The following is a 26,682-nucleotide window of genomic DNA, read 5'->3' on the forward strand; positions in this document are numbered from 1 at the left end:
TCCCCTACCCCACTCGAGCCTATGACGAACTATGTCACAAGGCTCTCTATACACACACTTAACTGACACAAGAGAGATGCCCACACCACCGTTTCAGTACCAGCCGATGTACCCCGTAGGAGCCGATCGGACTGAGTACGAGTTAATCACCTCTGACTACGTGCACACGGTCGACTGCAATGGTCACCAGATGCTACAAGTCGAGCCAGAGGCACTACGCATACTTGCCGAGCGAGCTATGCACGATGTAGCCTTCTACCTACGCCCTGCCCATCAGGAGCAGGTCGCATCGATACTGTCCGACCCTGAGGCTTCGGACAATGATAAGTTTGTTGCTCTGACCTTCCTCCGCAATGCCGAGGTGAGTGCTTTGGGGCAGCTCCCCTTCTGCCAAGACACGGGTACCGCCATCATCCTAGGTAAGAAAGGGCAAAACGTCTGGACTGGTGCTTGCGACGAGGAGTACCTCTCGCACGGCGTCTACGACACCTACACACGCTACAACCTCCGCTATTCGCAAAATGCGCCTCTCGATATGTATCGCGAGGTCAATACGGGGTGCAACCTCCCCGCGCAGATAGACCTGATGGCGACCGAAGGCGATGAGTACAAGTTCCTCTTTATCGCTAAGGGCGGTGGCTCTGCCAATAAGACTTACCTCTATCAGGAGACCAAAGCACTACTCACGGAGGAGCGGCTCTTCCCCTTCTTAGTTGATAAGATGCGTTCGCTAGGTACTGCTGCTTGTCCTCCTTATCATATAGCCTTCGTCATCGGCGGCACCTCGGCAGAGGCAAACCTCAAGACGGTCAAACTCGCCAGTGCCAAGTACTACGACGAGCTACCCACCGAGGGCAATGAGCTGGGACACGCCTTCCGAGATCTAGAGATGGAGCAACGACTCCTTGAGGCGACCCACGAGATTGGTCTGGGAGCGCAGTTTGGCGGTAAGTACTTCGCTCATGATATACGAGTGATCCGCATGCCACGTCACGGAGCTTCCTGTCCCGTGGGGCTAGGCGTGAGCTGCTCAGCAGACCGCAACGTACGAGCTAAAATCAATAAGGAGGGACTATGGATAGAGCGACTGGAGAAGCACCCCGCACGACTCATCCCCGAGGCTATGCGCCACGGCACCGAGGGCGAGGTCGTCAAAGTAGACCTCAATCGCCCGATGGACGAGATACGCAAGCAGCTGAGTCAATACCCTGTCTCTACGCGTCTCTCACTCTCAGGCACCATCGTCGTAGGTCGTGACATAGCCCACGCCAAGCTCAAGGAGCGTCTCGATCGTGGCGAGGAGCTACCTCAGTACATCAAGGATCACCCGATCTACTACGCTGGTCCCGCCAAGACGCCTGAGGGGATGCCTAGTGGCTCCTTTGGCCCCACCACGGCAGGACGTATGGATCCTTACGTAGATCTCTTCCAGAGCCATGGCGGTAGCCTTATCATGATTGCCAAGGGCAACCGCAGTCAGCAGGTTACAGACGCTTGCAAGGCACATGGAGGCTTTTACCTCGGCAGCATCGGTGGCCCCGCAGCAATCCTAGCGAAGGAGAGCATCAAGCATGTCGAGTGCCTGGAGTACCCCGAGCTGGGTATGGAGGCTATCTGGCGCATAGAGGTGGAGGACTTCCCCGCTTTCATCTTAGTCGATGACAAGGGCAACGACTTCTTCCAGCAGATCAGACAGTGTGCCGGTTGCCCTCGTGGCTAGCCTCACACGATGCTGAGATCTGTCTGCTCTCACAGTGGCTCAGACCACGAAGACGCAGACTGCTGAGATGAACAAAAATATCGGAGTGATCGGAGTGACAAAAGACTCGGATCACTCCGTTTATATACAATCTATTTAGCACTTCCAATCAGCTCAAAGTCTGAAGCCGATATAACTTTTCAACTATATAGAGAAGCTATCTAGTGATCCCTTTCGTAACTTATTCGTAATCCCCTAGATAGCCCTTATTCTTGATTGTCTATTACTCTGATCACTCCACGCATATACCATCGTAATAGACTAATCAATAGACAATTAGCTCAATCGCCTTAGCTGTCAACAACTCTATATCATAACTCTTTGACAACAATAGAGATAGGCGGGAGGAGAGGTGCTTTTGTCGTTTTGTCCTGTTGCACGGCATCGCCAAAGTTAGGATCTTTGCAAATGAAAAGTAACCCCTCACAGAGGAGCTTCCTCATGGGTCACTTGACTATCCACTGTTGCAAAGATAACAGTCTCATTTTACATCGACTACTATCATATACTTGACTACTTAATATGACTGACAGAGAAGCTGCCCTGCGGGCGTGGTCTGAGTGTACAGTCCTCCTCCAAGCGATGATCCAACCAGAGGTCTACAAAGCTTGGTTCCCACACATCAAGCCAGTCTCACTCATCGGAGTGGAGATGACGCTCGGTGTGCCTAGTCAGTTCTTCTGTGAGTACATCGAGACACACTTCATCAATGAGCTCAAGCAGGTACTCCAGCGTGTCGTCGGTCCCAACGTAGTCCTCAAGTACAAAGCTCTTGTAGACAGCGCAGCCTCTCACCGCAAGAACTCGTCCGTGACGCTGCCCACACAGAGCTATGCGAGCAATGCTTACGGTGCTGCCAGTGCCTATACAATCAATACCAACGGAGCGGCCACCGCACTTAAGACGGAGCCTCGTCAGCTACCAGACTTTGACTCGCAGCTCAAGCCTCAGCTGAGCTTTGACACCTACTACCAGGGAGAGTCCAATCGTACAGCCAGCTCCATCGCACGCTCTATTGCTGAGAAGCCTGGACAAGGAGCCCTCAACCCTTGCTTTATCTATGGTCCTTCGGGCGTCGGTAAGACGCACCTGTGCCATGCCATCGGACTACGGATCAGAGAGCTTTACCCTGAGCTCAAGGTGCTCTACGTCTCCTCTCACATGTTTGAGATGCAGTACGTCGCCGCCACAAGAGCCAATACAACCAACGACTTTATCAACTTCTACCAGCAGATAGACGTCCTCCTCATCGATGACATACAGGGGCTAATCGCCAAAAAGAAGACGCAGCTCACCTTCTTCCAAGTCTTCAACCACCTCTACATGCTAGGCAAGCAGATCGTCCTGACGAGTGATACAGCACCGGTCAACCTCGCAGGGCTTGAGGAGCGCCTCATCTCGCGCATCGCAGGTAGCCTGACGATAGAGGTAGAGCGTCCCGACTACGACCTCCGCAGGGAGTACCTCCGCCACAAGAGCGAGGAGAGCGGGAGCATACTACCCCAAGAGATGATCGACTACATCGCCCGCACAGTCACCAGCAGCATCCGTGGCTTGCAGGGAGTCTTCTTTTCGCTCATCACTCGTGCAGCTGTCGAGGGCTGCGACATCACCTCCTCTTTTGTCAAGAAGATCGTCAGCCAGACGGTCAAGCAGGAGAAGAAAGAGATCACCGTCTCTATGATTGAAAAGACGGTGTGCGAATACTTTCACGTACCGATAGAGCTGGTGCGCAGTCGCTCGAGAAAGGCTGACGTGGCTCAGGCGAGACAACTCATTATGTACTTTGCGAAGCGCTACACAGATCAGTCGCTCAGCGCTATCGGCGAACTGCTCGGCGGTCGCTCGCACGCCACTGTCCTACACAGCTGCAAGGTGGTAGAGGATCAGGCGGAGGTCTCCGCAGCTTACCGTTCTGATCTCAACGCTATCGAGTCGCTGATTAAGTAGTCGCCCAACGCCCCACCCCTATGCCCTACCCCTCCCGAGCTGCCGAGACAGGCTACATAGACCCTACGACGATCATTGACGAAGGAGCGCTCATTGGTGCTGGCACGACTATCTGGCACTTCTGCCACATCATGCACGATGCCGTCATCGGGGAGCAGTGTCATCTAGGACAAAACGTAGTCGTCCAGCCACGTGTCCGTCTAGGCGACCGCTGCCGTGTCCTGAACAATGTCACGCTCTTCACAGGAGTTCATTGCGAAGATGAGGTTTTCCTAGGACCTTCTTGCGTCTTTACCAATGTGATCAACCCGCGTGCAGCGATCTCACGGAAGGACGAGTTTCGTTCCACACATATAGGCCGAGGGGTCTCTATCGGAGCCAATGCGACGATCCTCTGCGGAGTCAAGATTGGTGCTTACGCCATGATTGGTGCCGGTGCGGTCGTGATCCGCGATGTGGCTCCCTACGCTTTGGTCGTGGGCAACCCAGCTCGCCAGATCGGCTGGGTGAGTCAAGAGGGACACAAGCTAGACTTCTCTGAGGGGCCCTCCTGCTATGTCGCGGAAGAGCAACGCACCTACCACCTAAGCCCCGACGGCAACACTATAACTTGTGACAACCAGTAATCGATATATGAATATGGAAAGCAAAGCAACCACTCTAACCAAGCAATACCTCATCGAGCCTAAGCACAGTGCCGCAGAGATGGGCTCAGGCGACATGCCTGTCCTCGCCACCCCTGCGCTGATCGCCTTTATGGAAAACGCAGCTATGCTCCTCGCCCGCAACTATACCGAGGAGGGCTCGACGACCGTCGGCACGATGATCACCACCGACCACCAGCATGCGACACCCATCGGAGAGACGATCACGGTCACAGCACAACTCTCCTCGATAGAGGGGCGCAAGCTCACCTTTACCATTGAGGCCACTGACCAAACTGGCGTCGTGGCTCAGGCTACGCATGAGCGTTTCATCGTATCGCGTCAACGATTTCTAGAGCGTTTGGGCATCAAGGAGTGATCGTTTGGCTAAATTCTACTTCGAGGTGCTGGGAGCAGAGCACTCTAGGGATAGAATGTCTTAGTCAAACGAGATAAAACTCAATAGCCACGTGGAGATTTTCGAATTCCCACGTGGCTATTTTTTATTCCCCACGTAGGCGAGAAACATTTCCTCCGAAGTTTCATTTCATTCCTCCGAAGAATTTTTCCACACCCACGTGGAGATCAGGTTTTTCAGCAAAAGCGTAGCGATCCCCAGAGATCCTATTTTATAATGTGTCCTCTGCAAATTTCTCCAGCACCTCAAAAATAGAAATTAGCCTGAGATTTCAGTACCTTTGTACCAAATATCACGACAGACTATAAGCAATGCAAGACGATTCTATCACTTCTCAGATAACTAGTGTCTACGATCCCGCAGGTGTCGAGACTAAGTGGTATCAGTATTGGCTGGACCACAAGCTCTTTGAGGCACATGTGGATCACAGCAAGAAGCCCTACACGATCATTATGCCCCCGCCCAACGTGACGGGCGTACTGCATATGGGGCATATGCTCAATAACACGATCCAGGACATCCTCATCCGTCGTGCTCGCATATCGGGTTACAACGCTTGCTGGGTGCCTGGCACTGATCATGCCTCGATTGCTACGGAAGCTAAGGTGGTAGAGCAGCTTGCTAAGCAAGGCATTCAGAAGAATCAGCTCACACGAGAGGACTTTCTCAAGCATGCCTGGGAGTGGACCGACAAGTATGGCGGCATCATCCTCAGCCAGCTACGCAGACTAGGGGTATCGTGCGACTGGAGTCGTACAGCTTTTACCCTAGATGAGGAGCGCTCAGAGTCGGTCATCAATGTCTTCTGCAAGCTCTACGAAGAGGGACTCATCTACCGTGGGGTACGCGTGGTCAACTGGGACCCCAAGGCACAGACGGCACTCTCGGACGAAGAGGTTATCTTCAAGGAGCATCAGGGCAAGCTCTACTACCTCCGCTACTTCATCGAGGGTACTGAGGATTACATCATCGTAGCGACGACGCGCCCCGAGACGATTATGGGCGACACGGCCGTCTGTATCAACCCGACAGATCCGCGCTACCATCATCTGCGTGGCAAGCGGGTCATCGTACCGCTCGTAGGTCGCTCCGTCCCGATCATCGAGGATGAGTACGTAGATCTAGAGTTCGGTACGGGCTGCCTGAAGGTCACTCCCGCCCACGACATCAACGACTACCAGCTCGGCATCACGCATCAGCTGGAGACGATCGACATATTCAACAACGACGGCACGCTCAATGAGCACGGCGGCAAGTATGCGGGCAAAGATCGCTTCGTAGTCCGCAAGGAGATCGTCGCAGACCTCAAGGAGGCTGGTTTGCTTGATCACGAGGAGGACTACACCAACCGTGTCGGTTACAGCGAGCGCACCGATGTAGCTATCGAGCCAAAGCTGTCTATGCAGTGGTTCCTCAAGATGTCCGAACTGGCCAAGCCCGCTCTACAGGCTGTTCTCAAGGATACCGTACAGCTTGTGCCGAAGAAGTTTGTCAACACCTACCGCTACTGGCTAGAAAACATCAAAGATTGGTGCATCAGCCGTCAGCTCTGGTGGGGACATCGCATACCAGCCTACTACCTACCCAACGGGCAGTTTGTTGTAGCGGCTACCGCTGAGGAGGCTTTGGCAAAAGCAAAGCAAGAGACAGGCGACAACAGCCTAACCCTCGAAGAGCTCAACCAAGAGTCAGACTGTCTCGACACATGGTTCTCCTCATGGCTATGGCCTATCAGCCTCTTTGGCAAGATCGACGGCTCAGAGCCTACAGAAGACCTCAAATACTTCTACCCCACCTCCGTCCTAGTCACGGGACCTGACATTCTCTTCTTCTGGGTAGCCCGTATGATCATGGCGGGGTACCACTTTATGGGGGATCGACCCTTTGACAAGGTCTACCTAACAGGTATCGTTCGTGACGACAAGGGGCGCAAGATGTCTAAGTCACTCGGCAACTCGCCCGACCCCATCGACCTGATGGACAAGTACGGAGCCGATGGCGTGCGCCTAGGACTTATGATGGCCACTTCTGCCGGCAATGACCTCCTCTACGACGAGAGCCTTGTGGAGCAGGGACGCAACTTCTGCAATAAGATCTGGAATAGCTACCGCTTCCTCAAGACGCAGAGTGTCTCCGACGAGGTCGAGCCAGACGCAGCTAGCCTAATCGCTATGGAGTGGTTTGAGTCACTACTCGCCTCGACGATGAGCGAGCTGGACGACCTCTTCGACAAGTACCGCATCAGCGATGCCGTCACGCTCCTCTACAAGCTCGTCCGAGACGACTTCTCCGGCCTTTATCTAGAGGCTATCAAGCCCGCCTACGGCACCAGCATGAGCCGTAAGGTTTACGAGCGAACGATCCACTACTTCGAGCAGATCTTCATCTTGCTGCACCCCTTCATGCCGTTCATCACGGAGGAGCTCTGGCAGGATGTAGCACCTCGTCAGGAGGGAGACTCCATTATGTACGCTCATCTAGACGACACGCTACAGGCTGACAAGCAACTACTCGCCGATATGGAGCACGCCGTGGATCTGATCACCAAGATACGTAGTATACGCAGTGCGCATCAGATAGCGACCAAGCAGTCGCTCGCGCTCACCACCAGTGGCGAGCACCCTGAGCGTATGAGCGAGCTAGTCATCAAGTTAGCCAATCTCTCAGCCCTCACGAAGGCGGAGGCGCATCAGTCGGAAGAGCATACGGCCGAGCACTTCATCATCGGCACAGTCCCCTACTCCGTCGAGCTGGCGGGTGCCATCGATGTGGAGAAGACCGTAGAGCGTCTGCGTGGCGAGCTAGAGCATCAGGAGAAGTTCCTCGCAGGAGTTCGCAAGAAGCTCTCCAACGAGAAGTTTGTCGCCAATGCCAAGCCCGAAGTTGTCGCCCTCGAGCGCAAGAAAGAGAGCGATGCCCTGCTACGCATCGACGAGGTACAGCAGCAGCTCAAGCAGCTCGGTGCCACCCTCTAAGCTTCTACATAAAAAGGGAGTAGCCCCAAACGGCTAACAGACCGCTGTCCATAACAAGAGGACTCAATCGCTGAGCAAAAGCGGTTGAGTCCTCTTCTTTTTGAGTCCAGCTCTTCGCAGTCAAATGAGCTGCATAGAGACTAGCGCGCGTTACGGCGGGCGTCGCGGAGCTTCTGCTGGTACATACGTAGCACCGTGTCGTCCGTGATCTCTGTGCGGATGGCGTCGACGAGGGAGGCGTCGCCTGTGAGCGTTATCTCGGCAAGAAGCCACGCTATCGCCATCTGGACGTAGTACGCCTCATCGTGCTGCAGCGAAGCGACGTGGTCTAGTGCTGCCCGAGGCGTGGCTAAGCCGTGACGTATGAGGTCGAGCCACGCAACGATGGTGAGACGCCGTGCGTAGGGATTGGCATCGTGAGCATACTCAGCCATCGAGCGGAGAACTATCTGTCGCTCCGCCTCTCCCCTATTGGCCCAGCTTGCAAGAAGTTCTTTGTAGTAGTCAGGCGCCGCCCAGCCGTCACAAAGTGGATAGAGGAGGGGCAGCCCTTCACTAGCGGAGGCTAGACGAGCGATGACACCTCCGAAGAGGATCTTGTACTCGTACCATGCGAGGGCTCTCTCGTGGAGTAAGTCGATAGCTTCGTCGAGCGTGAGCAGAGCAGTGAGCTGCTTTACGGCATGTCGTAGCCACTTCATACGAATGCCGAGGACGCTCTCGGGTCGTGAGGAGACTTTGGTGCGTAGTGCCATAAAGGCGGCATAGTCTGGCTCACGACGCCGCTCCAGCTCTGTGAGCAGTGCCGTGGCTTCTTCTAGAGGTGTAGATGTCATAAGGTGGGTGTATAGCAAGTATCTATAAATAGCGCAGTCCCCCACATACAACGTGTATATGGGGGACTGATTACATGATGCCACCGTGAGCGTGTGGAGAGCCTCCACAGTCACTTAGTGATGTGCTTGAGACTACTTCTCGCCCTCTTCTGGAGTGTAGAGAGGCTCGCTAGCCAGAGCCTTCGTCATGTGGCTTACCCAGACGTTGACAATAGCGGGATAGTCAGCGAGTCCGTTCATCGTGCAGCCATCAAGGGTGCACTTATAGCCAGCCTTGTTCATCTCATAGCGCCAGCTTCCCTCCTCAGGATTCTGCGGATCGACACCACCCTTGAGGTCGTTGTTGGCGTGATCACCAGCGATAGACATGAGCGGGTGTAGGAGCATCGTGCCAGAGGTCTTGCCAGCCTTCTTAGCGCGAGCGATCAGGTCATCTACAAGGTTGCCCTCCATATCGACAGTAGCAACGAAGTAGTTGGGGCTGAGCTTCTGGAGCTCCTCCTCAATCTTGAGGTAGCGAGCATTACCGCGTCCGTAGTTCATGTTCTCAGGATTACCGTGTCCCATGAAGCTGACGAGCTTGTTTTCAGCAACAGCCTTGCCATAGATCTTGTGAAGCTCAGCAGCAACAGCCTTGCAGTCATCATCGCTCTCTAGTAGTGGACCAGCAAGGTAGACGGTTGTCTTAGCGAACTCGGGGTGATCACCATCGTTGCGGAAGTCCTTGATGCAGTTCTGGATACGTAGGAACTCCTCACCAGGTACGATGTGTAGAGACTGAACTGCTATGTCCTTGTATCCAGCAACGCCAAGAGCCTCTAGATAGAATTTGGGTGCGTAGTAGTTCCACCCCTTCTGAGCGCAACGTGTCATGCAGATCTCAGAGGTAAAGGCGAAGTAGAGGTCTCTGTCGGGGAACTTCTTCTTGAAGGCCTCCTGTACCTTCTTAAAGGTCTCCTGAGGCTTATCCCAGGTACTACCGAAAGAGACGAGGAGTAGAGCCTTGTCTGTGGTCTTCTTTGCCTGCACCTCCTTGGTAACAGCTTGTAGCTTCTTGTCGTGATTTGAGAGAGCTAGGTTGTTGTCCTCCTGGCAACCTACGCAAGTCAGGAGTGTTAGTCCTAGAGCGCAGAGTGATAAGATTGTTAATAGCTTCTTCATTGTTGATAGGGGTTATAAGTTATTTTATATTTGTTTGTGTGTGTTGGCTTGATAAAGTGTAGTGAGTTAGGGGTTGTCTAATCCTCCTCATCCTCTTGAGAGCGCGAGCGACGGGAGGAGCGCTTAGTCGGCGTGATCTGCTTGGCTCGCCCGAAGTGTACGCTCAGCGTCATGTAGAGCGTACGTCCCGGTGTTGATGTGCCGTAGTGCAGACCGTGTGGTGTGGTCTCGTAGTAGTTGAGCAGGTTATCGACACCGACATTCAGGTCGATAGACCAGTTCTCATTGGGTATGATCGTCTGCTGCGTGTTGAGACGCCATAGGTGATAGGGCTTGCCGTTGCCGTCATCCTGATAGTAACGGGTGCTCTGCATACGTCCGTATAGTCCTACTGCTAGCTTGTAGCGCTGGTGGAGGAAGGCTTCGCTCCACGACAGCCCCACGGTGGCACGGTGGTGTGCCATACCATCGATCGTGACTTGGCGCATCTCTTGCTTCTCGTCATCGTAGAGGAGTGCCTCTGTGTCGAGGTAACTGTAGCTGGTGGTCAGCGTCCACTGCTTGTAGATGCGCCACTTGGCTGTGACATCAGCACCATAAGTCTTGGCGCTGTCCATGTTCTTGTACTGACGCACGCGAGCTGGCCTGTAGGTGGCTATGAGATCACCTGGAGCCTCTCGACTTGGGATCGTCACAAGGGTGATCATATGGTTGAGGAAGTTGCCATAGCCCGTGACGCTTACGTTGACCATTGGACTGTGATACTCGACGCTACCTGAGACATAGCGACTAGTCTGCGCCTTGAGGTTTGGATTGCCTAGATGGAGTATGACCATCGCCATCTGACGAACGTATCGATAGTGGAGCTCCTTGATCGTAGGAGTCTTAAAGCCTTCGGAGTAGGTAGCACGCAGGTTGACGGGGCCTAGCTTGTAGAGGAGGGACACCTTGGGAGTAAACTTTGCGCCAAAAGCTGGGTGATAGGTTAGCCTCGCTCCCGCAGTTAAGTTAAAGTTGTTCGTAGGTGTCCACTCGTCCTGTAGGTAGAGTCCCGCCTGAAAGTCATTGACCCGATCCTCGTCCAGACGGTGTGGTGCTATGAGCCAGTTGTGGTGTAGGTCTAAGCCAGCGCTAAGTCGCTGATCGAAGGGCAGTGCGAAGACCCCCTTGAGCTCTGTCGTGATGCGTTGCTGATTGCTCTGCAGACCTACATCTCCAGGGAAGTAGGGGAAGTTCAGCTCCTTGCCATCTGGCAGGTACTCCTTAGCCCAGGTCTCACCTGTGTAGACGTAGTAATAGGCGTGCCTGTAGTACTGCATCTGAGCCGTCAGGACAGCTCCCCGTGGAGTCTGCCAACGCATACCTGCACCTGCGGAAGTATTGTGATAGCGGAAGTCGTAGGTCTTGTAGTCGGGCACACCCGTCGGGCGGTGGATATCCTTGCGATAGTAGTTACCCTCGACATAGGCCGAGAGCGGCTTGCCCTGTCGCCAGTAGAGATGCTGTCCTATCTGCCAGTCTAGGTAGGGATTGGAGGTGTTGTTGACCGAGTTGGTTACAGGCTTTTCGTATCGGTTGGGGTTTTCGTAGGTTGTGTTTTGCCAACCGTCTGAGTGCTTTAGATTAAAGTCTGTCAGCGTCGTCCAGTCGCCCACCCTATACTGAAAAGCGTTGGACTGATTGATCACTCCATAGGAGGCGACACGCGTGCTATTGTCTATGGATAGATTGTCACGGCTCTTCTTGGTGATGATGTTGATGACACCCGCTATGGCGTCGCTACCGTAGAGCGCGGAGGAGGCTCCTTTCACCACCTCAATACGCTCGATGCGTGTCGGGTCAACCATATCTAGATTCGTCTGCCCCCCGAGGTCGCTCATCAACCTCTTACCATCGACGAGGATGAGGATATAACGATCTCCCAGCCCGCCTATCTGCATAGCGGTACCCATGTCGCTGTGGCTGAAGTCTATCGACGGGATCAGCCCCGAGAGTATCTCCGTGAGCGTCGCTGATCCGTAGCTCTCTAGCGTCTTCGCATTGATGATCTCGGTCTGTACGGGCGCATTCTTGAGGAGGTAGTTCGTACCGGTACCCGTCACGACCACCTCATCTAGATTAAGGACTGAGAGCGAGTCTACCGCTGCCCATGCGAGCGAGTCCGTCGGCGTTGATGCGCTGGTCTGCGCCATCAGCGTAGCTGGGAGTAGCAGAGCTAAGAGCTGTACAACGATTGCCAGATATCTATTCATAATACTGTAAGATAAACTAACAGAAGAAGGCAACCTAACCTCAACCCCAACAGATTCGGTTAGAGTAGCTTTTATACACCGCAAAGGTAGTAAAAAAAGCATTGTCGAGCAACGGATTGCACTCGCTAGATTTGAAAAAATCTCACGAGTAACGATGTGTAAGGACACACAGTTGGTATCTAGCGAAAGGGCGTCCGTTGTAGAGCGGTAACATGAGTCTTGATCCTGTAATATCTGACGGGTACGAACATCCTCCCGCTAGATACGATCATAGTCCACTACAAAAATCGTTACTCATCTCATCTGTTCGTGCGTCCCCACGTGGGGCTGACGCATTATGTACAATGAGCTCGTTTACCTATCTATTCCTCGTCTATCGTTGTGTGTGGCTCTTGAAAAATTCGATTATGATGCGTCATCCCTGGCTGGGGAAATTCGACGCCAGCTCGCTACAATAATTTAGAACTGACTACATATCGAAACGGCGCCGTGTCGGGGAAAAGTGATTTCCACGTGGATATTTCGAAATATCCAGGTGGAGAATAAAAAATTCTTCGGAGGAATCAAATGAAACTTCGGAAGAATGAAATGAAACTTCGGAGGAAATGAATGACGCCCACGTGGAAAATAAAAAATATCCACGTGGAGATTTGAGATTTCCCACGTGGATATTCGAAAAAGGAGGGAATCGGACGAATTTCCCCGTAAAGATATGTAAATAGAGACTAGAGGGCTAGTGGCACTAATGCTCCTAGTAGGCCTAGTGCTTCTAGAGCCTGCAGAAGGGTTACTCGTGAGAGTTGCGGTACCGCAAGTAGTGACTTAGTGAGAGCTACCTCGGCGAGGACGTATGATGATGAGCGAGAAGTAAGGGATGGGCTGACGAGCGAGGAGCGTCTCTCGATCACTGGTGAGCAGCTCTAGAGCTGGATTGCCGAGATGCTCGGCGTAGATGAAGTCGTTGTGGTCCTCGGCGATCACCTTACGAACGAAGTCGGCACAGCGCGAGAGCTTCATCACCACCACCGTATGTCCCTGCGCCAGCGCTTCGCGAAGCTGAGACTCACTGTCGACTTTGCTCAGCACAAGGAGCGACTCATCTTGGCGCACCAACCCCTGACCAAAGGTTGCCGCTGCGGCTATATAATAAGGTATCCCTGGCACAACCTCCATCTCGGCACCATCCTGACGTAAGAGGTCTGCGAGATACTGCACCGTGGCATAGGTGCCGGCATCGCCGATGGTGACGACGCTGCAGGCGAGTCCCCTACCCTGCTGATCTAGCAGTCGGATGGCCAGCTGCTCGTAGTAGCGGATCGCCTCTGTGCGGTCACTGCTCATCGGGATCTCGAGGATCTGGCAGCGCTGAGCGAGGGCGGTGCCTTCGGGTAGCGCAGCGACTATTCGATGAGCAGCCTCACCGAGGCAATAGATTTCATCTGCCGTCTGGAGCTTGCCATAGGCCCGCATGGAGATATCCTCAGGCGTAGCAGCACCGAGAGAGACAATCGCTATCGGGTGTAGCACTTTCATCGGCGGAAGAGATGCTTGAAGTTGTCATTGTAGAGCTTAGAGAGTCCCGCACGGTTGTCGATGGCATCCCCGACGACCATCAGCGTGGTAAGCGTGAGGTGATGCTCACGAACTATCTGTGCCAGCTCGGAGAGTTGACCGCGGTAGATGCGCTGCTCAGGCCAAGTGAGCTTGTAGCAGACCGCCACGGGTGTCGTGGGCGGATAGTGAACGAGTAGCTCCCGCTGCACCTCCTCGGCAAGGGTGGCACTGAGGTAGATGCACATCGTGCTCTGCGAGGCAGCTAGCTTGTGCAGTTGCTCTCGCTCGGGCATTGGCGTGCGACCGCCACCGCGAGTTAAGATGATGGTCTGCACACGCTCGGGGATGGTAAACTGAGACCTGAGCTCTGCAGCGGCTGCTAGGAAGGAGGAGATGCCAGGCGTGATGTGGTAACTCATACCCGCCTCATCAAAGAGTGCCATCTGCTCCTGTATGGCACCAAAGATGGCGGGGTCTCCCGTGTGTAACCGCACGATAAGCGCGTGCTTGTCGTAAAACTCCTTCATCAGGGCAAACTGCTCCTCGAGATTCATATCGGCGGAGCTTTTCACAGTGGCACCCACCTTGGCATAGTAGGTTAACTCAATGGGAACCAAGCTACCAGCATAGAGGATCAGGTCGGCTCGCTCGAGGAAATGCTTACCACGCACGGAGATTAACTCAGGATCGCCAGGCCCCGCCCCAACGATCTCTATATGTCCGTGGGGCAACCCTTCGGGAGCTACGGCAAGGCTATAGGTAAAGTCGCTCTGCGACGTGAGACAGCCTTTTTGCTTTTCTATAATCAGTAGTCCGCCCTGACTGGCTGCGAGTGCGGAGGCTTCGCTGACGCTCGTCGAACCCGTTGCTGTGGCGACACGCTCTGAGGGGTTGGGTACCTCGATAGCGGCTAGCTCGTCACTACTGTAGAAGTGGCAAGGCTTACCTAAGTGCTGAGAGAGTTCGTCGAGGATCGGTTCGCCACGCTTGAGTTCGATGCTATTGATCGTGGCGATGGCACTAGGGGCGTACCCTTTGGCACGAATGTCGGAGAGAATGTGCTCCACGACGCCCTCGGGATTTGCTTGATGGCGACACCCCACACCGAGGTGCAGGAGTGGCGGACGGAAGTAGAGACAAGGGATGGTCAAGCCCTCCAGCAGGCGATAACTCACCGCTATGAGGAGGTCGTAGCGGCTCTGGTCGACATCCTCGTAGCGGTAGTAGAGATCTACATGCTCTGGGTGTGTGCGCTCTAGATAGGCGGTACCCTCGGTGCGCATTTCAAGTAGCAGAGCGACAGGGCGCTTATTGACAAAGGTGGTGATGGCGGCGTTCATACTACAGCCTGCGGTCTCGCGACTCCACCCGATCTCTGCACCCAAGGTGTCTAGAGCCCACAGCCCCTGCCGGTCGCTCTGAGTGGTGATGACCGGCTCGGCACCTAGTATGTGTGCGATGCGCTCGGTCCACTCGTTGGCGCCGCCTATGTGTCCCGAAGCGACGGAGATGACGTACCGCCCCGTGGTGTCTACGCAGAGGACCGCTGGGTCGTGATGCTTGTCTCTGAGCAGTGGGGCAATGGTGCGAACGCAGATTCCCATAGCGGAGACAAAGAGTAAGACATCGCTCTCGGCAAAGAGGCACTTAGCCCCCTCGGCAAGGCTGGGCAGCAGGGTGAATGCTTCGCTTGCCTTCTCCTGGTGTGTCGTATAGAGCTTAACGTCTGTCAGTTCGCTCGCTATCTGTAGTGCGATCTTTTGACCATCAGGAGAGATGGCGAGGATCGCTATGCGTGGTTTTGAGTTCATACGAATTAGTGTGTGCTTTTGGTCGCTTGTAAGACAGCTATCGGGTTGTAGTCATCGATCTGCATACGGGTCGTGGAGGTTATGGAGCCACCGACAGCAGCAATGGCTCGTCTGAAGGCCTCCTGGCTCTCGCTCGAGACGGAGTTAAAGACGATCCGCCCGCCTACGGCGAGACGACGCCACGCCTCCTCAACGATCTTCTGCAGGTGCCCGCCATGCCCTCCGATGAAGACGGCATCAGGCTGAGGAAGTGAATCAAGGTTGGCTCGAAGGAAGTCGCCCCCGCAGAAGGTGATGCCCGGGGTGTGATGACGACGCGCATTGGCGTCGAGGAGCTCGGCACCCTCGGGACGTATCTCGAAGGCAACGACCTGCAGGCTCGGCTGCTGTAGGCGAGCTTCGATAGATACGGAGCCGGTGCAGGAGCCGATGTCCCACAGGACGTGCGCCTGGTGCAGGTCTAGCTGCGAGAGCGTCTCGAGACGTATCGCCCGCTTGGTGATCATCCGCTCACGCCCATTGAGCGGAATAAAGTCCGCATCGGGGATACCAAAAGGTCGAGGCAAGGGCTTCGTCTGAATGAGGATTAAGTTGTTGGGATAGGCGAAAGTGCGCTCAGACATTTCCGCAATAGAGAGACGGGAGAGCTGCTGTCGCTCCTTATTGCCTAGATGCTCCCCGACGATGGCTCGGTAGTTGTCGTAGCCGTAGTCGAGCATGCGCTGGGCGATGCGCTGAGGGGTGTGCTCCTTGCGGTCGGTTAGGATGCCGATCATGCGCTCGCCAGAGATCAGCGCTGCGTCAAAGGCTTGCCACGGTCTCCCCGTGAGTGACACGACGTGCATGTCCTGGTAAGGCAGGAGTGCTGCATGAGCGAGAAGCTGCAGGGAGTGGAAGTAAGGGTGCAGCTCGATCTCAACCTCGGGAAGAAGCTGCATGATGCGCTGCCCGATGCCGTTGAAGATGGGGTCGCACGAAGCGAAGACGACGACCGTGTCGTACGCCTTGTACTGCTCGATCACATCGTCTATCGGTGGGGTTATATCGATCCAGTGATACTCCGTCGGCAAGATCTCTCGGACGATCTCGTGATGCCGTGCCCCTCCTGAGAAGACGCGCTCGCCAGCGAGTCGCTCCAGCAGCTCTGGGCTCCACCGCTGCTCTCGGTCGTCGCTAAGTCCTATGAGGATGATTTTCATAAGTCACGACCAGGCTTGAGCGTCTCGGCATCGCCATAGCTGAGGGTCGCGTTGACCAGCGTTGCCGCTAGATTGCTGCCCCCTTTGCGTCCCTCAATGATGAGCTTAGGGATGTCGTGAAAGGGCTTGACCATGTGCTTTGACTCACACACGTGGACGAAGCCGACGGGTGCTGCGACAATTCCAGCGGGGTGAGCCTTGCCCTGGCGAATGAGGTGCGCCAGCTCCATGAGAGCCGTCGGAGCGTTGCCAAAAGCGTAGAGCGCATCGGGATGCTCCTCGACGGCGAGCCTTATGCCAGCCTGTGTACGGGTGATGTCCAGTCGCTCTGCCATCTCAGCCACACGTGGGTCGTGCAGGTAGCAGAGCACCTCGATACCGTAGCGTGCCAAGGCACCTTTGCGGATGCCCGAAGCAACCATCGTCACGTCGGTTACGATGGTGCGTATCTTACCATCTACATAGCCTTGGTAAATGCGAGAGACCGCATTGGGGTCGCTGTAAAGTAGCTCCTCCATCTCAAAGTCGGCCGTCGTATGGACCGCGTGTAGCATCGCCCAGAGATGGTCGAGCGGATAGCTCTCGGGATGCTTGAGTAGCGAGAGGATCGTGCGAAAGCTTTCGCTCATGATGCGCTGTCCGACCTTCTCTTCGTCACTCCCTTTGTCACGATAGTAACCTCGTGGCGTGACGATTTTGCCCTTTGAGAGGAAGCTCTGACTATTGCCGATGATGAGGACGGTAAACATATCAACATCTTGCGTATTCAGCTCTCGTAGGGTCGTTGTCCAGACACGTTGGTCGGGACGCCCCGCTTGTTGCACCAGTCCTACGGGCGTGTCGGGTGAGCGATGCTTGAGGAATAGCTCTCGCACACGCTCCAGCTGCCAGTACCGCTTGATGCTCTTGGGATTGTAGATTGCTGTGACGAAGTCCGCCTCTGCGGCTGCGATAGCGCGTCGCTCGATGATTGCCCACGGAGTCATCAGATCACTCAGCGAGATGATACAAAGGTCATGGCCAATGGGTGCTCCGAGGAGGGCGGCCGCCTTCTGAAAAGCGGAGATCCCAGGTAGCACCTCTAGTTCCACATCACTACCCCGCTCATCGCACATCTCATAGAGGAGCGGCGCCATCCCGTAGATGCCCGCATCGCCAGAGCTAATGACACAAACCGTTTGTCCAGCCTCGGCTCGCTCGATAGCTAGCTTGGCTCGCTCACGCTCTTGGCGCATACCTGTGTCGATGCACTCGGCGCCCTCGTGTAGGTACTCTTGGATAAACTGAAAGTAGTAAGCATACCCCACCACCACATCAGCCTCTCTGAGGGCTTGATGCACAGCGGGCGTTATATCTTCAGGACTGCCGGGACCGATGCCGGCGATATAGATCTTTTTCATAGTCTCTCTTTGCTATTGTTGGACGGGCTTGACACACCTCTTATTTGTTACGGCGAGACTTAGCCCGATGAATTACTCTGCGAAGATAACGAAAACCGAGTATTACACCACTCACCGAGACGACCAAACCACCTAGCACCAGCACCAGCATGCAGATGATGCGCAGCGTGGGATGCTCTGCAAAGAAGCCAATGCGGAGGTTGTGACAGAAGGGGTAGAGCCACTTCTTGACTCGTCCGTTGAGACTGTAGTAACGTGTCTCTCCAGTCGTCGGACTGATGTAGATACGACTCGACTCCTTGTCCTGTGCCGATATGCGGTAGATCGGCAACTCATACTTATCATTTAGGCTAGCATAGTAGTTGTCGTAGTGATCCATTAGCTCGATCTGCATGTCGGCAGTTCCCAGCACCGGCGTGAGCTTAGCTTTGATATCCTCCTCGGTCAGATGCAACGGCTGTGGAGCTTCGCCCAGCGCATCCCAGCTCTCTAGTTGTCCGTGGCGCTGCACCTCGTAGTAAGGGTGCCCGCCATAGCTCCGCCAAGTAATCTGCTGCACACCGCCTAGGTCAAGTAGCAAGCGGTAGTCATACATGTCCGAGCGACCCAGCTGTGGAGCCTCTGCGACCTGCGCCTCCTTGCGCTTCGCCTTCGTGTCGTGCTGAGGCACGATCCACGACGGCAAGTCGTAGAGCGACATCACCCCGCTGAGGGCGAAAAGCGTTAGCGACAGACCAAAGATCACGCCCCCGACGAGATGCCAGTGCAAAACTCTATTGCGCTTGTAGGGACTGCGCAATCGCTTCGTTCGTCTCCACATACGGACGTAAAGGCGTATCCCAAGGTATAGCCCCGTAAAAGCAGCGATGACAGCCAGCGAAGCGAAGATTGAGATGACCCAAAGCCAGACGGTGCGGTTTTGCCGTAGCCACCAGTAATAAAACATGTGGGGAATCGTACCACACGATGCCCCAATACGCTCCGAACGAGTGCAGAGCTGCACCGCATCGCCCGTTTGACTAGAGAGATAAAGGTAAGTTCCCTCAGGATCGTCAAAGCGGTATCGGTAGAGGGGCAGATCCTTCTTGACCCTCGGGTAAGGCGTCCAGGTGTCTATGTGTCGTATCGTATCAACCGCCACGATAGGCGCAGAGCTAAAGCGCGACGCATACTGCTCATACCAAGCCTCTGGCACCGAATCCGTAGCCGTCGTAAGGAGCGAGTCCGCATGCCACAGATACCCTCCCTCGCTCGTCTCCACACTCCACACCGGCTCGCCACAATGCGTGGTGAGCGAGAGTGCCGTCAGCTCTTCGCCAGGCTGGAGCTTCGCCTGTAGCGTAGACTCCGACGGTAGAGCCGCCGAGGTCGCAAGGGTATCCTGTAGCGGTAAGTCCTTGTCCCCGAGACGGGGGAAGGAGCAGAAGATCATCACCCCTCCAGAGATCAACCATAAGAGGAAGAGCGGAGCACAGACGGTGCCTAGTACTTTGTGAAGCCAGCGCATAGTTGGTATGTAATAGGATTATAGGGTTGTCATTGTTTATAAGAGAGGTCTCCTAAGCTGTGAGGTCTCCCATAAGAAGCAACGGTGCGACCACTAGCAAACGCAGCAGCCGCACCGTGTGGTGAGTCTCTCACGAAAGAGAGCTCCGTATTAGTAGCTCAGCCACTAGTGTAGCCGTACTAGAGGTTTACTCTTTGACGATTGGCGTGATGCGATCTATCTCGAAGCCATCAGCGAGTGTTGCGCCCTTGGTCACCTGGCGGGTGTTGATATTGTACTGGTAGATAGTCGTAGGAGCGCCCTCTACATTGGCACCGATGCTGACCAAGTCACCATTGCGTACGACCAACTGACCGAAGTTACCATTGCTAAAGGGGATATCCTTGATATGCTCCACCTGATGCGTCTTCATGTTGCAGCGTAGCCAGTAATAGATGTAGCGATTGGTCTTGCTACTCCAGTCGGTATTGCCCTTCTCCTTGAAGTCGGGGTCCTGCATATAGAGGAGCACCTCGTCATCATTGAGCGGGAAGACGGTGATGATCTTGCCACGAGGCTGTGCATAACCGTCGAAACTCTTGTCCGTCTCCATAGAGCCTGCGTTGACACGGAAGAGGAAGCTGCGCTGCTTCGTACCGCTCTTCTTTTTAGCATTCTCGGGGATGTTGCAAGTAGCAGCCGCAAAGTAGAAGTTACCCTTAGAGTCGAAGAAAGTCTTCTGACTGCGTGTCTCTCCAAAAGAGGTAGAGCTTAGGTGCTCGCAGCGTGTGTCCTTGTCGATCTTCTTGACCTCCATAGTACTTGCATCGATGAAAGCGATGTAGATCTCATTACGCTTGGGAGGTAGTGCCATAGAGGTCTTCTTAGACTTCTCCATATAAACGTGAGGGAAGATGAGCATATTGTCAGCCTTGCGATAGCCTAGCAGACCGCTGGAGTTGAAGAGTTCGTCCTCAGCAGGCTTAGGTAGATCGAGCTTGCCCTCAGCAGTGATGACCATCTTGTTGACATCGACCTTGACCCAAGAAACCTCTTGCTTGTCACCTACGGAGCTAACCATGACGAGCGTGTTGTCGTCTAGCCAAGCGTGCGAAAAGCGACGATCGAGGATCTGTGGCATAGGTAACTCCTTAATCGTCTCGATGCCAGTGTTGGAGACGCGGAACTTGCCGAAGCGTCCCTCACGAGAGACACTGTAGTAGTAGCCCTGGTGATATAATACGTTAGGCGTTATGGTAGATGCTGAAGTCTCTACTCCCTCGCCCTTGATACTCAGAACACCCTTGGTTAGGTCAGCAACACGTGCGATGATGTGTGCATCCTTGTTGGCGGTTGACTGGCCAGTGGCTCCTCCCAAAGGAACCCATAGGTCATAGCCCATGGTTATCTCCTTCTCAGGATTGGGCGTATCTGATTCACACGACGTGAACGAGAGTGTGACGAGGGCGACTACGAGAGCCGCCAGCAAGCGATAAGCTTTAGTCATAGTAATATAAGTTTTGGTGATTGATATAAGTGTTTGTATGTCTTCTAGTTGAGGAATATGCGGAGCTTGCAGTAGAAGGCTCGTCCAGGCTTCTGTAACATATAGTTGTCGTAGAGCGGACGGTCTAGCAGGTTGCTGCTCTGCAGTGATATGGAGTAGCGGTCGTGAGCGAAGCTCCAGGTGACCCCAGCCGAGAGGTCGTAGCTGGTCGGGATGACCGCCTTGGTGCTTTTGCGCCCGAAGGCTGCCCACGTGAGGTAAAACCAATGGATATAGCCCAGTCCAGCGTTGAAGTGTATGGCACTCGCTTGGATACCAAACGGCTTGCGCCAGTTAGCCCCTAGGAGCAGATTACCATAGAGGAAAGGGTCGTTCGGGATCCGATACCCATAGGTTGGATTCGGCTTACCGTAAATGTTCGTGCGCGTGCGGTCACGCTCGTCGGTGTAAGTGCCGTTGAGCGTGAGGTCCAAGAGGTTGGCGTAGTTGTACTTGACCTCCATCTCGCCACCGAGGACGAGCGAAGAGCCGACATTCTCGTACTGGCTCTCAACATCTCCCAGCACCACACGATGGATGTAGTTGGACACGTTGCGATAGAAGGCGGTCGCCTCGTAGTTGAGGAAGTGCAGGTCGCCCCACTGCGCCTGACCATAGAGCGTTAAGTTCAGGTTGTAAGCTTGCTCGGGATGAAGCTTGAAGTTGGGGTAGATGTTAGCTCCATTACCCATCAGCTCGCGAGCTGTCGGCAGACGCGTGGCACGCTCGAAAGAGGCTTTGACAGCTAGCTCGTCAGCGATCGTATAGCGTAGCCCAAGCCCGTAGCCCACTTGGTTTTTCGTCTGCTGCGTAGGCACCTTGTCCGATCCCGTCAACCAGTACATATCAGCCTGCTCGATGGCTACGTGGTAGAGGTAGTCCTTGACAAAGAGCATCCCACGCAGACGGCCATTGAGGAGCGTCGTGCCATACGAGAGTCCGAAGATGTGCTGCGCCATACGGTCACGTGACGACTCAAAGTTGGGATCGTACGTATCGTACCGCTCATTGGCTATGGAACTCATCTGATAGTTAAGGTTGAGATGTCCACCCTTGGGGAGCGTATAGGCGAAGTTGGCACGAGTCGTCCAGGTCGGGCGCACCGTGTGGCGTATCATACGTGTGCGACGCATCACCTCGCTATAGTGAGTCTCTATGAAGGTACCATCCCAGCTATACTTACGATAGGCGGTATCCGTAATCATAATATGGTTGCGAGCAAAGGAGGCATCTATCGTAGCAGAGAGTCCAGGGGTAAAGAGATTGCGCTTGGCATAGTGCGCCGAGAAGCTTAAGTCCTCACGATCTCGCATCGCCTCGCCGATGACTAGCGTCTGGCGAAATCCGGTTTGTATCTCGCTCGCGCTCTTTGTATAGCCTACACCGAGCAGAGCGGCGTCTGCCCATGGCTTCTTAGTCACGCCTAGTTGCAGACGGCCTAAGAGCGACTGGTAACCATCGTGAAAGCGTCTGAAGTCTCGCCGCTCGTACTCTTGCGTCTCGCCGTTCCACACCTCCACACCGCGCATGATGTAGTCATTCTTGGAGTACTGATGGCGTAGTGTGGGGCGCACCGTAAAGCCACTCCGCTGCTCCCTATACTGCCCCGTCAGGTCTAAGGCATAGGTGTGAAAAGAGCCACCACGCAGCGAACAGTCCAGATAGCTCTCCCCACGGCTGTTGGTCACGATATTGACTGCTCCGCCGAGGGCATCCATACCGAGTTCAGGCGGTACGACCCCTTTGTAGATCTCGACACGATCGATGAGGTTCACTGGTAGCGTAGCGAGCGAAGCCCCCTCGCCCATCGAGGAGAGCGGCACACCATTGATAAAGTAGCGGACAGCATGCCCCGACATACCATTGATCGATAGCTCATTGCTAGAGCCCACACCACCAGACTCTCTGAGCCGCACACCCGAACTCTGAGCGACCAACTCATTGAGACTACCCATCGAAGCGATGAGCGGCTTGACATCTAGACTGATCGCCGAGAGTGCCTGCTGCTGCATGATACGTCTATGCGTAGGCGCCACGACAATCACCTCACCGAGGTTCTTGTAGTCTATCGAGTCACGATGATGACTGAGCGTATCCCGCTGCGCTGTGAGCGGGAGCACACAGCTAGCCAGCAACAGGAATAGGTAAAAGTAGCTACGTCTCATCGACTTACCGAGCTATGGAGTCAGACTTGTGCAACTTCTCGCCCGTCTCCTCGTAGATTGCTTTTTTGTCCATAATGGAGAGACGACGATGTGTCATGAAGAAGTCAACCTTCCTCAGGATCATCTCCTGCACCTCTGGCAGTTCGCCCAAGCCACGCACCACACTCTCGACCTGATAGCCGAGAGCCTCTAGCTGGGGTTGCCACTCTTGGAGCATATCCTCCTTAGCATGCTCGCCTGCCACGATCATCAGCGGCTGTAGACAGACTCGCTTGAGGCCCGTAGCACGCAGACGCTCTAGAGCCTCCTCGTAGTAAGGGTAACCCTCCACGCAGCCCACAATCACCTGACCATAGCCGTGACGCTGCAGGTAGTGGTCTAGCATAGCGTACTGAGCCGTAGCACTATCGTAGGTGCCATGCCCCACCCAAATGTAAGCCACCTCTGGATCGAGGTGAGCCGTCATGATAGTGGCCAAGTCCTTGTAGTCGCTCTCGTAGAAGAGTAGCGGCGTCACCAGCCTAATCTTCTTAAAGAGTTGCTGCAGGTGAGCTACCTCATAGGAGAGCGACTCCATCTCTACTCCATCGACGAGCGTCGTCGAGACCACCAGCAGGTGGGTAAAGCCCTCACTGGCTAGTGCCTTAAGTGCTTCGCCAGGCGTGGGGATCTCTATACCCCGCGCTGCTAGACGCTTGCGCACGATACGAGAGCTATAGGCTTGACGGACCGCTAGATTGGGATAGGCTGCAGCTATGCGCTCATTGATAGCATCGAGGGTCACCCGACGGGTATCGTCGTGGGTTGTGCCAAAGTGAACTACGAGAATAGCCCCTTTGTCATTAGGGCCCATGCCTGCAAAGAGCGAGTCAGTCTCAAAGACCTTATTGCCCGCCTGTAGCGACAGTCCGCCGAGTAGTGCAGTCATATATAATAGGAGTATACGATAGATGCGTTGCGTCATACGGTTGTTGCATTTATTCGCTAGGTCAAGTCGATCGACCGCTGGCGTAGCATAACTTGAGGCATAGCACAGCCGTAGCCCCACGCCACATGCGCAGTGCCTCTTGAGAGATATGCATCTGATCGATTGACATAGCATTAAGGTACGCTTGCCACCGAGCGTACACGATTATATACTAAGTTACGAGTAGTGGCAGGTCTCCTGACTTACCCCAGCCTATCACCGCCTTCCCATCTGACCTCAGGCAGACAGTGGCTTGTATTCATCTTGTGATAGGCTCTGTGAAATAGGGGGATCACAGTAGCGGGCACTGCACCAGATTCTCACTGGACTTCCCTCTTGCATCGCTCGCCTCACGAGCAGATGCACCACCACTCAAGGATATTGCCCACAAAGGTACGAAAAAAGTTAAGGAGAGAGCAGATGCCGAGGTTGGGAAAATATGCGCCTCAAAATAGAAATTAGCCATACGAATCTTCTAAATTCAATAGCTATTGCATTTGTATTGTTTTTTTTCTACCTTAGCCGGCAGAGAGCAGAAGATGATTTCATAGAGTCTAATATCCGCCCTTTTGTAAATCGCATACGAACTAATCAACGATAGATTATGAAAAAACTTTCAGCTATTCTATTTGCTACTCTACTAGTCGTAGGACTAGGATCTTGCGACAAAGAGCCTAATGATGTTCAGCCTCAGGCTACATCTCTGACACTGAACTCCACAGCAGTCACGCTCAAGGTAGGCGATACTCGACAGCTCATAGTTACTGTAGAGCCTAAGGATCAGGCCTACACTGTCACTTTCACCAGCGACAATGAGAAGGTTGCCACGGTCGATGCTAAGGGACTCGTCAAGGCGATTGCCGAGGGTACTGCCAATATCAGTGCCAAGGTGGGTGGCCTCACGGCGAAGTGTGTCGTCACGGTATCTAACTCAGCACCCAGCGTAACGCTAACAATCAAGACACCTACACTAACGATTGAGAAGGGCAAGACAGCTCAGATTGACTACACCGTCACGCCTGCTGATACGCCCATCACCTTCACAAGTGACAAGACGGACATCGCTACCGTCGATGCTCATGGAGTCGTCGCAGCCGTTGCTGCTGGTAGTGCGACAATCACAGTTGTCGCTGCTGGTCAGGAGGCTCAGGTAGCAGTCACCGTAACGGAAGATAATGGGGGTGGCAGTAAAATTGCTCAAAACGAGCTTCCTCTCCTCATGTTTGAGGCAACAGCGGACGAAAATGGCATCACAAACCAAGAGGTTCTAAATCATGAGGCCAAGATCGGTCGTACAGCACAATCTCTTAGTTTCTGGGGACAAGGTCCGTTCCCGGGTGCTTTTGTCAATAAGGATTTGACAATCGTGGGTGCCGTCTATGGACTCGTCTTTACAGACTCCAAGGAGTATGTGATCCCCGCTTTCAGCAAGGAGAGTCTCGCAAATTGTCCTAAGACACTCGCTATGCTCGCTGATTATGGCTTTACAATCTTTAGCGATGGCATGTACGATAAGGATACGCCTTTCAAAAAGAGTCTGAACGACAACGAACCTTCGGTCTCGGTAGAGATTTATGACGATCCGAACAATGAGCTAGGCTCTACACTGATGATTCTATTCATCAAGCCTATGCCCAAGAAGGATATTGAGATAGCACATGATATCTTACCTGGTGCAAAGGACTTTCCCGACTATAAACTACTTGCGACAAAGGACGCAGCTAAGATAAAAGAGTTCGAAACAAATCTCGGCCTTCGCGAGTACGACTCCGAGGAAAGTGAGGAAGCTAAAAAGAATTTGTTTTTCACATCCAAGGCAACTTCTATCGCTCAGACCAACTTCTCACTCGTATGCTATATTTGCACACCTGATGAAGGAACTCCATACGTCAATAGTGCTGTCAACTGCATCAAAAACTCTAATGACTTTGATGATCCTAAGCTCAAAGAGTGGTTCACAACCAATGGTTATGGAAATAACTTCAAGGCTAATAGTGCTAGAGGCTATGCGCTAGGCTACGATGCCACTGGTAAGGTTCTAGCTCAGATCTTTACCAACAGCGAAGAAACTATGGCTATGCTTCAGATTATCGAAAAACCGCAAACTCAGTCAGCTGCTCAGTTACGCAGTCTAGCTATAAAGCAGTACAAGGAGATGAAGACTCTCACTAAGACTAAGCATCGCAAGCTACAGCAAATGCGCCGTCGCTAAGCTATAATCGACTGTCGCACGATAGCGATAGTACCTCTCAAGGTTGATGCTCCTACGCCTTCATTGGCTAGACGCGGACTAGAGAGTCTTCTTCAGAGGGGTATCCTGGAGCCATAATGCTGTGTGGGTACCCCTCTTCCTTTGAACTCCACATATCTGACGAGATACTCTTAATCTCTCAAGAGTGCTAGGCAATACGATCTTAGACACAACAAGCATTTTTCTTAGCTTGATCTAAGGATTTGTGGTGACTTGTAGAGACTCTCAAATCGTCTACCGCCCTATTAAGGTTGCTACACTAAACAATAGATGCTCAAGATGTCAAGTATCTAACACAGGCTGGTAGT

17 protein-coding genes and 1 riboswitch are annotated in these 26,682 nt (G+C 53.8%); of the genes, 6 read left to right on the forward strand and 11 right to left on the reverse strand.

All coding sequences use genetic code 11. From position 1 onward, the window contains the following. The first annotated feature begins 76 nt into the window (after window positions 1-76). The 5 genes from RDM37_RS01490 to RDM37_RS01510 all read left to right on the forward strand — a co-directional run bounded on the left by RDM37_RS01490 (window position 77) and on the right by RDM37_RS01510 (window position 7,746). Window positions 77-1,720: a fumarate hydratase gene (locus tag RDM37_RS01490; RefSeq protein ID WP_308554571.1), complete on the forward strand. Its 1,644-nt coding sequence runs from the start codon at window positions 77-79 to the stop codon at window positions 1,718-1,720. Window positions 1,721-2,281: 561 nt separating this feature from the next. Beyond that, window positions 2,282-3,709: a chromosomal replication initiator protein DnaA gene (gene dnaA / locus RDM37_RS01495; protein WP_308554530.1), complete on the forward strand. Its 1,428-nt coding sequence runs from the start codon at window positions 2,282-2,284 to the stop codon at window positions 3,707-3,709. A 20-nt stretch (window positions 3,710-3,729) separates the two neighbouring features. Further along, a complete protein-coding gene (locus RDM37_RS01500) occupies window positions 3,730-4,335 on the forward strand; it encodes an acyltransferase (protein ID WP_308554531.1) in 606 nt (201 codons plus the stop codon). A gap of 13 nt (window positions 4,336-4,348) precedes the next feature. Then, window positions 4,349-4,732, forward strand: a complete 384-nt coding sequence (locus RDM37_RS01505) for a thioesterase family protein (protein WP_308554532.1) — start codon at window positions 4,349-4,351, stop codon at window positions 4,730-4,732. Between the two features lie 350 nt (window positions 4,733-5,082). Continuing rightward, window positions 5,083-7,746: a valine--tRNA ligase gene (locus tag RDM37_RS01510; protein ID WP_308554533.1), complete on the forward strand. Its 2,664-nt coding sequence runs from the start codon at window positions 5,083-5,085 to the stop codon at window positions 7,744-7,746. 140 nt (window positions 7,747-7,886) lie between these two features. On the opposite strand, the gene RDM37_RS01515 is transcribed toward RDM37_RS01510, so the two are convergent. The 11 genes from RDM37_RS01515 to RDM37_RS01565 all read right to left on the reverse strand — a co-directional run bounded on the left by RDM37_RS01515 (window position 7,887) and on the right by RDM37_RS01565 (window position 24,120). Continuing rightward, entirely contained in the window at window positions 7,887-8,582 is a 696-nt protein-coding gene (locus RDM37_RS01515; protein ID WP_308554534.1) for a DNA alkylation repair protein, read from the reverse strand. 132 nt (window positions 8,583-8,714) lie between these two features. Then, the gene (locus RDM37_RS01520) at window positions 8,715-9,743 is read right to left on the reverse strand and encodes a sirohydrochlorin cobaltochelatase (protein ID WP_308554535.1); all 1,029 of its coding nucleotides are present in this window, start codon (window positions 9,741-9,743) and stop codon (window positions 8,715-8,717) included. 77 nt (window positions 9,744-9,820) lie between these two features. After that, window positions 9,821-11,995: a TonB-dependent receptor gene (locus RDM37_RS01525; protein ID WP_308554536.1), complete on the reverse strand. Its 2,175-nt coding sequence runs from the start codon at window positions 11,993-11,995 to the stop codon at window positions 9,821-9,823. 822 nt (window positions 11,996-12,817) lie between these two features. Beyond that, window positions 12,818-13,528: a precorrin-2 C(20)-methyltransferase gene (locus RDM37_RS01530; protein ID WP_308554537.1), complete on the reverse strand. Its 711-nt coding sequence runs from the start codon at window positions 13,526-13,528 to the stop codon at window positions 12,818-12,820. Continuing rightward, window positions 13,525-15,360, reverse strand: coding sequence for a precorrin-4 C(11)-methyltransferase (gene cobM / locus RDM37_RS01535; protein WP_308554538.1), 1,836 nt, complete (start codon window positions 15,358-15,360; stop codon window positions 13,525-13,527). Before cobM ends, RDM37_RS01530 begins: the two co-directional genes overlap by 4 nt. A 5-nt stretch (window positions 15,361-15,365) precedes the next feature. Continuing rightward, a complete protein-coding gene (gene cbiE / locus RDM37_RS01540; protein ID WP_308554539.1) occupies window positions 15,366-16,559 on the reverse strand; it encodes a precorrin-6y C5,15-methyltransferase (decarboxylating) subunit CbiE in 1,194 nt (397 codons plus the stop codon). Further along, entirely contained in the window at window positions 16,556-17,959 is a 1,404-nt protein-coding gene (cobJ, locus tag RDM37_RS01545) for a precorrin-3B C(17)-methyltransferase (protein WP_308554540.1), read from the reverse strand. Before cobJ ends, cbiE begins: the two co-directional genes overlap by 4 nt. A 40-nt stretch (window positions 17,960-17,999) precedes the next feature. Next, window positions 18,000-19,466, reverse strand: coding sequence for a PepSY domain-containing protein (locus RDM37_RS01550; RefSeq protein ID WP_308554541.1), 1,467 nt, complete (start codon window positions 19,464-19,466; stop codon window positions 18,000-18,002). Window positions 19,467-19,653: 187 nt separating this feature from the next. Then, window positions 19,654-20,952, reverse strand: coding sequence for a hypothetical protein (locus tag RDM37_RS01555; RefSeq protein WP_308554542.1), 1,299 nt, complete (start codon window positions 20,950-20,952; stop codon window positions 19,654-19,656). Window positions 20,953-20,996: 44 nt separating this feature from the next. Next, on the reverse strand, window positions 20,997-23,156 hold the full coding sequence (locus RDM37_RS01560) for a TonB-dependent receptor domain-containing protein (RefSeq protein WP_308554543.1): 2,160 nt from the start codon (window positions 23,154-23,156) through the stop codon (window positions 20,997-20,999). Window positions 23,157-23,160: 4 nt separating this feature from the next. Continuing rightward, on the reverse strand, window positions 23,161-24,120 hold the full coding sequence (locus tag RDM37_RS01565) for a sirohydrochlorin cobaltochelatase (protein ID WP_308554544.1): 960 nt from the start codon (window positions 24,118-24,120) through the stop codon (window positions 23,161-23,163). A 173-nt stretch (window positions 24,121-24,293) separates the two neighbouring features. Then, window positions 24,294-24,508: riboswitch (cobalamin riboswitch) on the reverse strand. Window positions 24,509-24,727: 219 nt separating this feature from the next. On the opposite strand from RDM37_RS01565, the gene RDM37_RS01570 reads away from it, so the two are divergent. After that, complete coding sequence (locus RDM37_RS01570) at window positions 24,728-26,335, forward strand: Ig-like domain-containing protein (RefSeq protein ID WP_308554545.1); 1,608 nt, start codon at window positions 24,728-24,730, stop codon at window positions 26,333-26,335. Window positions 26,336-26,682: the final 347 nt, after the last annotated feature.

It is taken from the genome of uncultured Porphyromonas sp. (assembly GCF_902489635.1).
In the GTDB taxonomy this organism is placed as follows: Bacteria; Bacteroidota; Bacteroidia; order Bacteroidales; family Porphyromonadaceae; genus Porphyromonas.

Coding starts and splice junctions, on each gene's coding strand:
- RDM37_RS01490 (WP_308554571.1), top strand. CDS start 77: ATGCCCACACCACCGTTTCAGTACCAGCCGATGTACCCCGTAGGAGCC.
- dnaA (WP_308554530.1), top strand. CDS start 2,282: ATGACTGACAGAGAAGCTGCCCTGCGGGCGTGGTCTGAGTGTACAGTC.
- RDM37_RS01500 (WP_308554531.1), top strand. CDS start 3,730: ATGCCCTACCCCTCCCGAGCTGCCGAGACAGGCTACATAGACCCTACG.
- RDM37_RS01505 (WP_308554532.1), top strand. CDS start 4,349: ATGGAAAGCAAAGCAACCACTCTAACCAAGCAATACCTCATCGAGCCT.
- RDM37_RS01510 (WP_308554533.1), top strand. CDS start 5,083: ATGCAAGACGATTCTATCACTTCTCAGATAACTAGTGTCTACGATCCC.
- RDM37_RS01515 (WP_308554534.1), bottom strand. CDS start 8,582: ATGACATCTACACCTCTAGAAGAAGCCACGGCACTGCTCACAGAGCTG.
- RDM37_RS01520 (WP_308554535.1), bottom strand. CDS start 9,743: ATGAAGAAGCTATTAACAATCTTATCACTCTGCGCTCTAGGACTAACA.
- RDM37_RS01525 (WP_308554536.1), bottom strand. CDS start 11,995: ATGAATAGATATCTGGCAATCGTTGTACAGCTCTTAGCTCTGCTACTC.
- RDM37_RS01530 (WP_308554537.1), bottom strand. CDS start 13,528: ATGAAAGTGCTACACCCGATAGCGATTGTCTCTCTCGGTGCTGCTACG.
- cobM (WP_308554538.1), bottom strand. CDS start 15,360: ATGAACTCAAAACCACGCATAGCGATCCTCGCCATCTCTCCTGATGGT.
- cbiE (WP_308554539.1), bottom strand. CDS start 16,559: ATGAAAATCATCCTCATAGGACTTAGCGACGACCGAGAGCAGCGGTGG.
- cobJ (WP_308554540.1), bottom strand. CDS start 17,959: ATGAAAAAGATCTATATCGCCGGCATCGGTCCCGGCAGTCCTGAAGAT.
- RDM37_RS01550 (WP_308554541.1), bottom strand. CDS start 19,466: ATGCGCTGGCTTCACAAAGTACTAGGCACCGTCTGTGCTCCGCTCTTC.
- RDM37_RS01555 (WP_308554542.1), bottom strand. CDS start 20,952: ATGACTAAAGCTTATCGCTTGCTGGCGGCTCTCGTAGTCGCCCTCGTC.
- RDM37_RS01560 (WP_308554543.1), bottom strand. CDS start 23,156: ATGAGACGTAGCTACTTTTACCTATTCCTGTTGCTGGCTAGCTGTGTG.
- RDM37_RS01565 (WP_308554544.1), bottom strand. CDS start 24,120: ATGACGCAACGCATCTATCGTATACTCCTATTATATATGACTGCACTA.
- RDM37_RS01570 (WP_308554545.1), top strand. CDS start 24,728: ATGAAAAAACTTTCAGCTATTCTATTTGCTACTCTACTAGTCGTAGGA.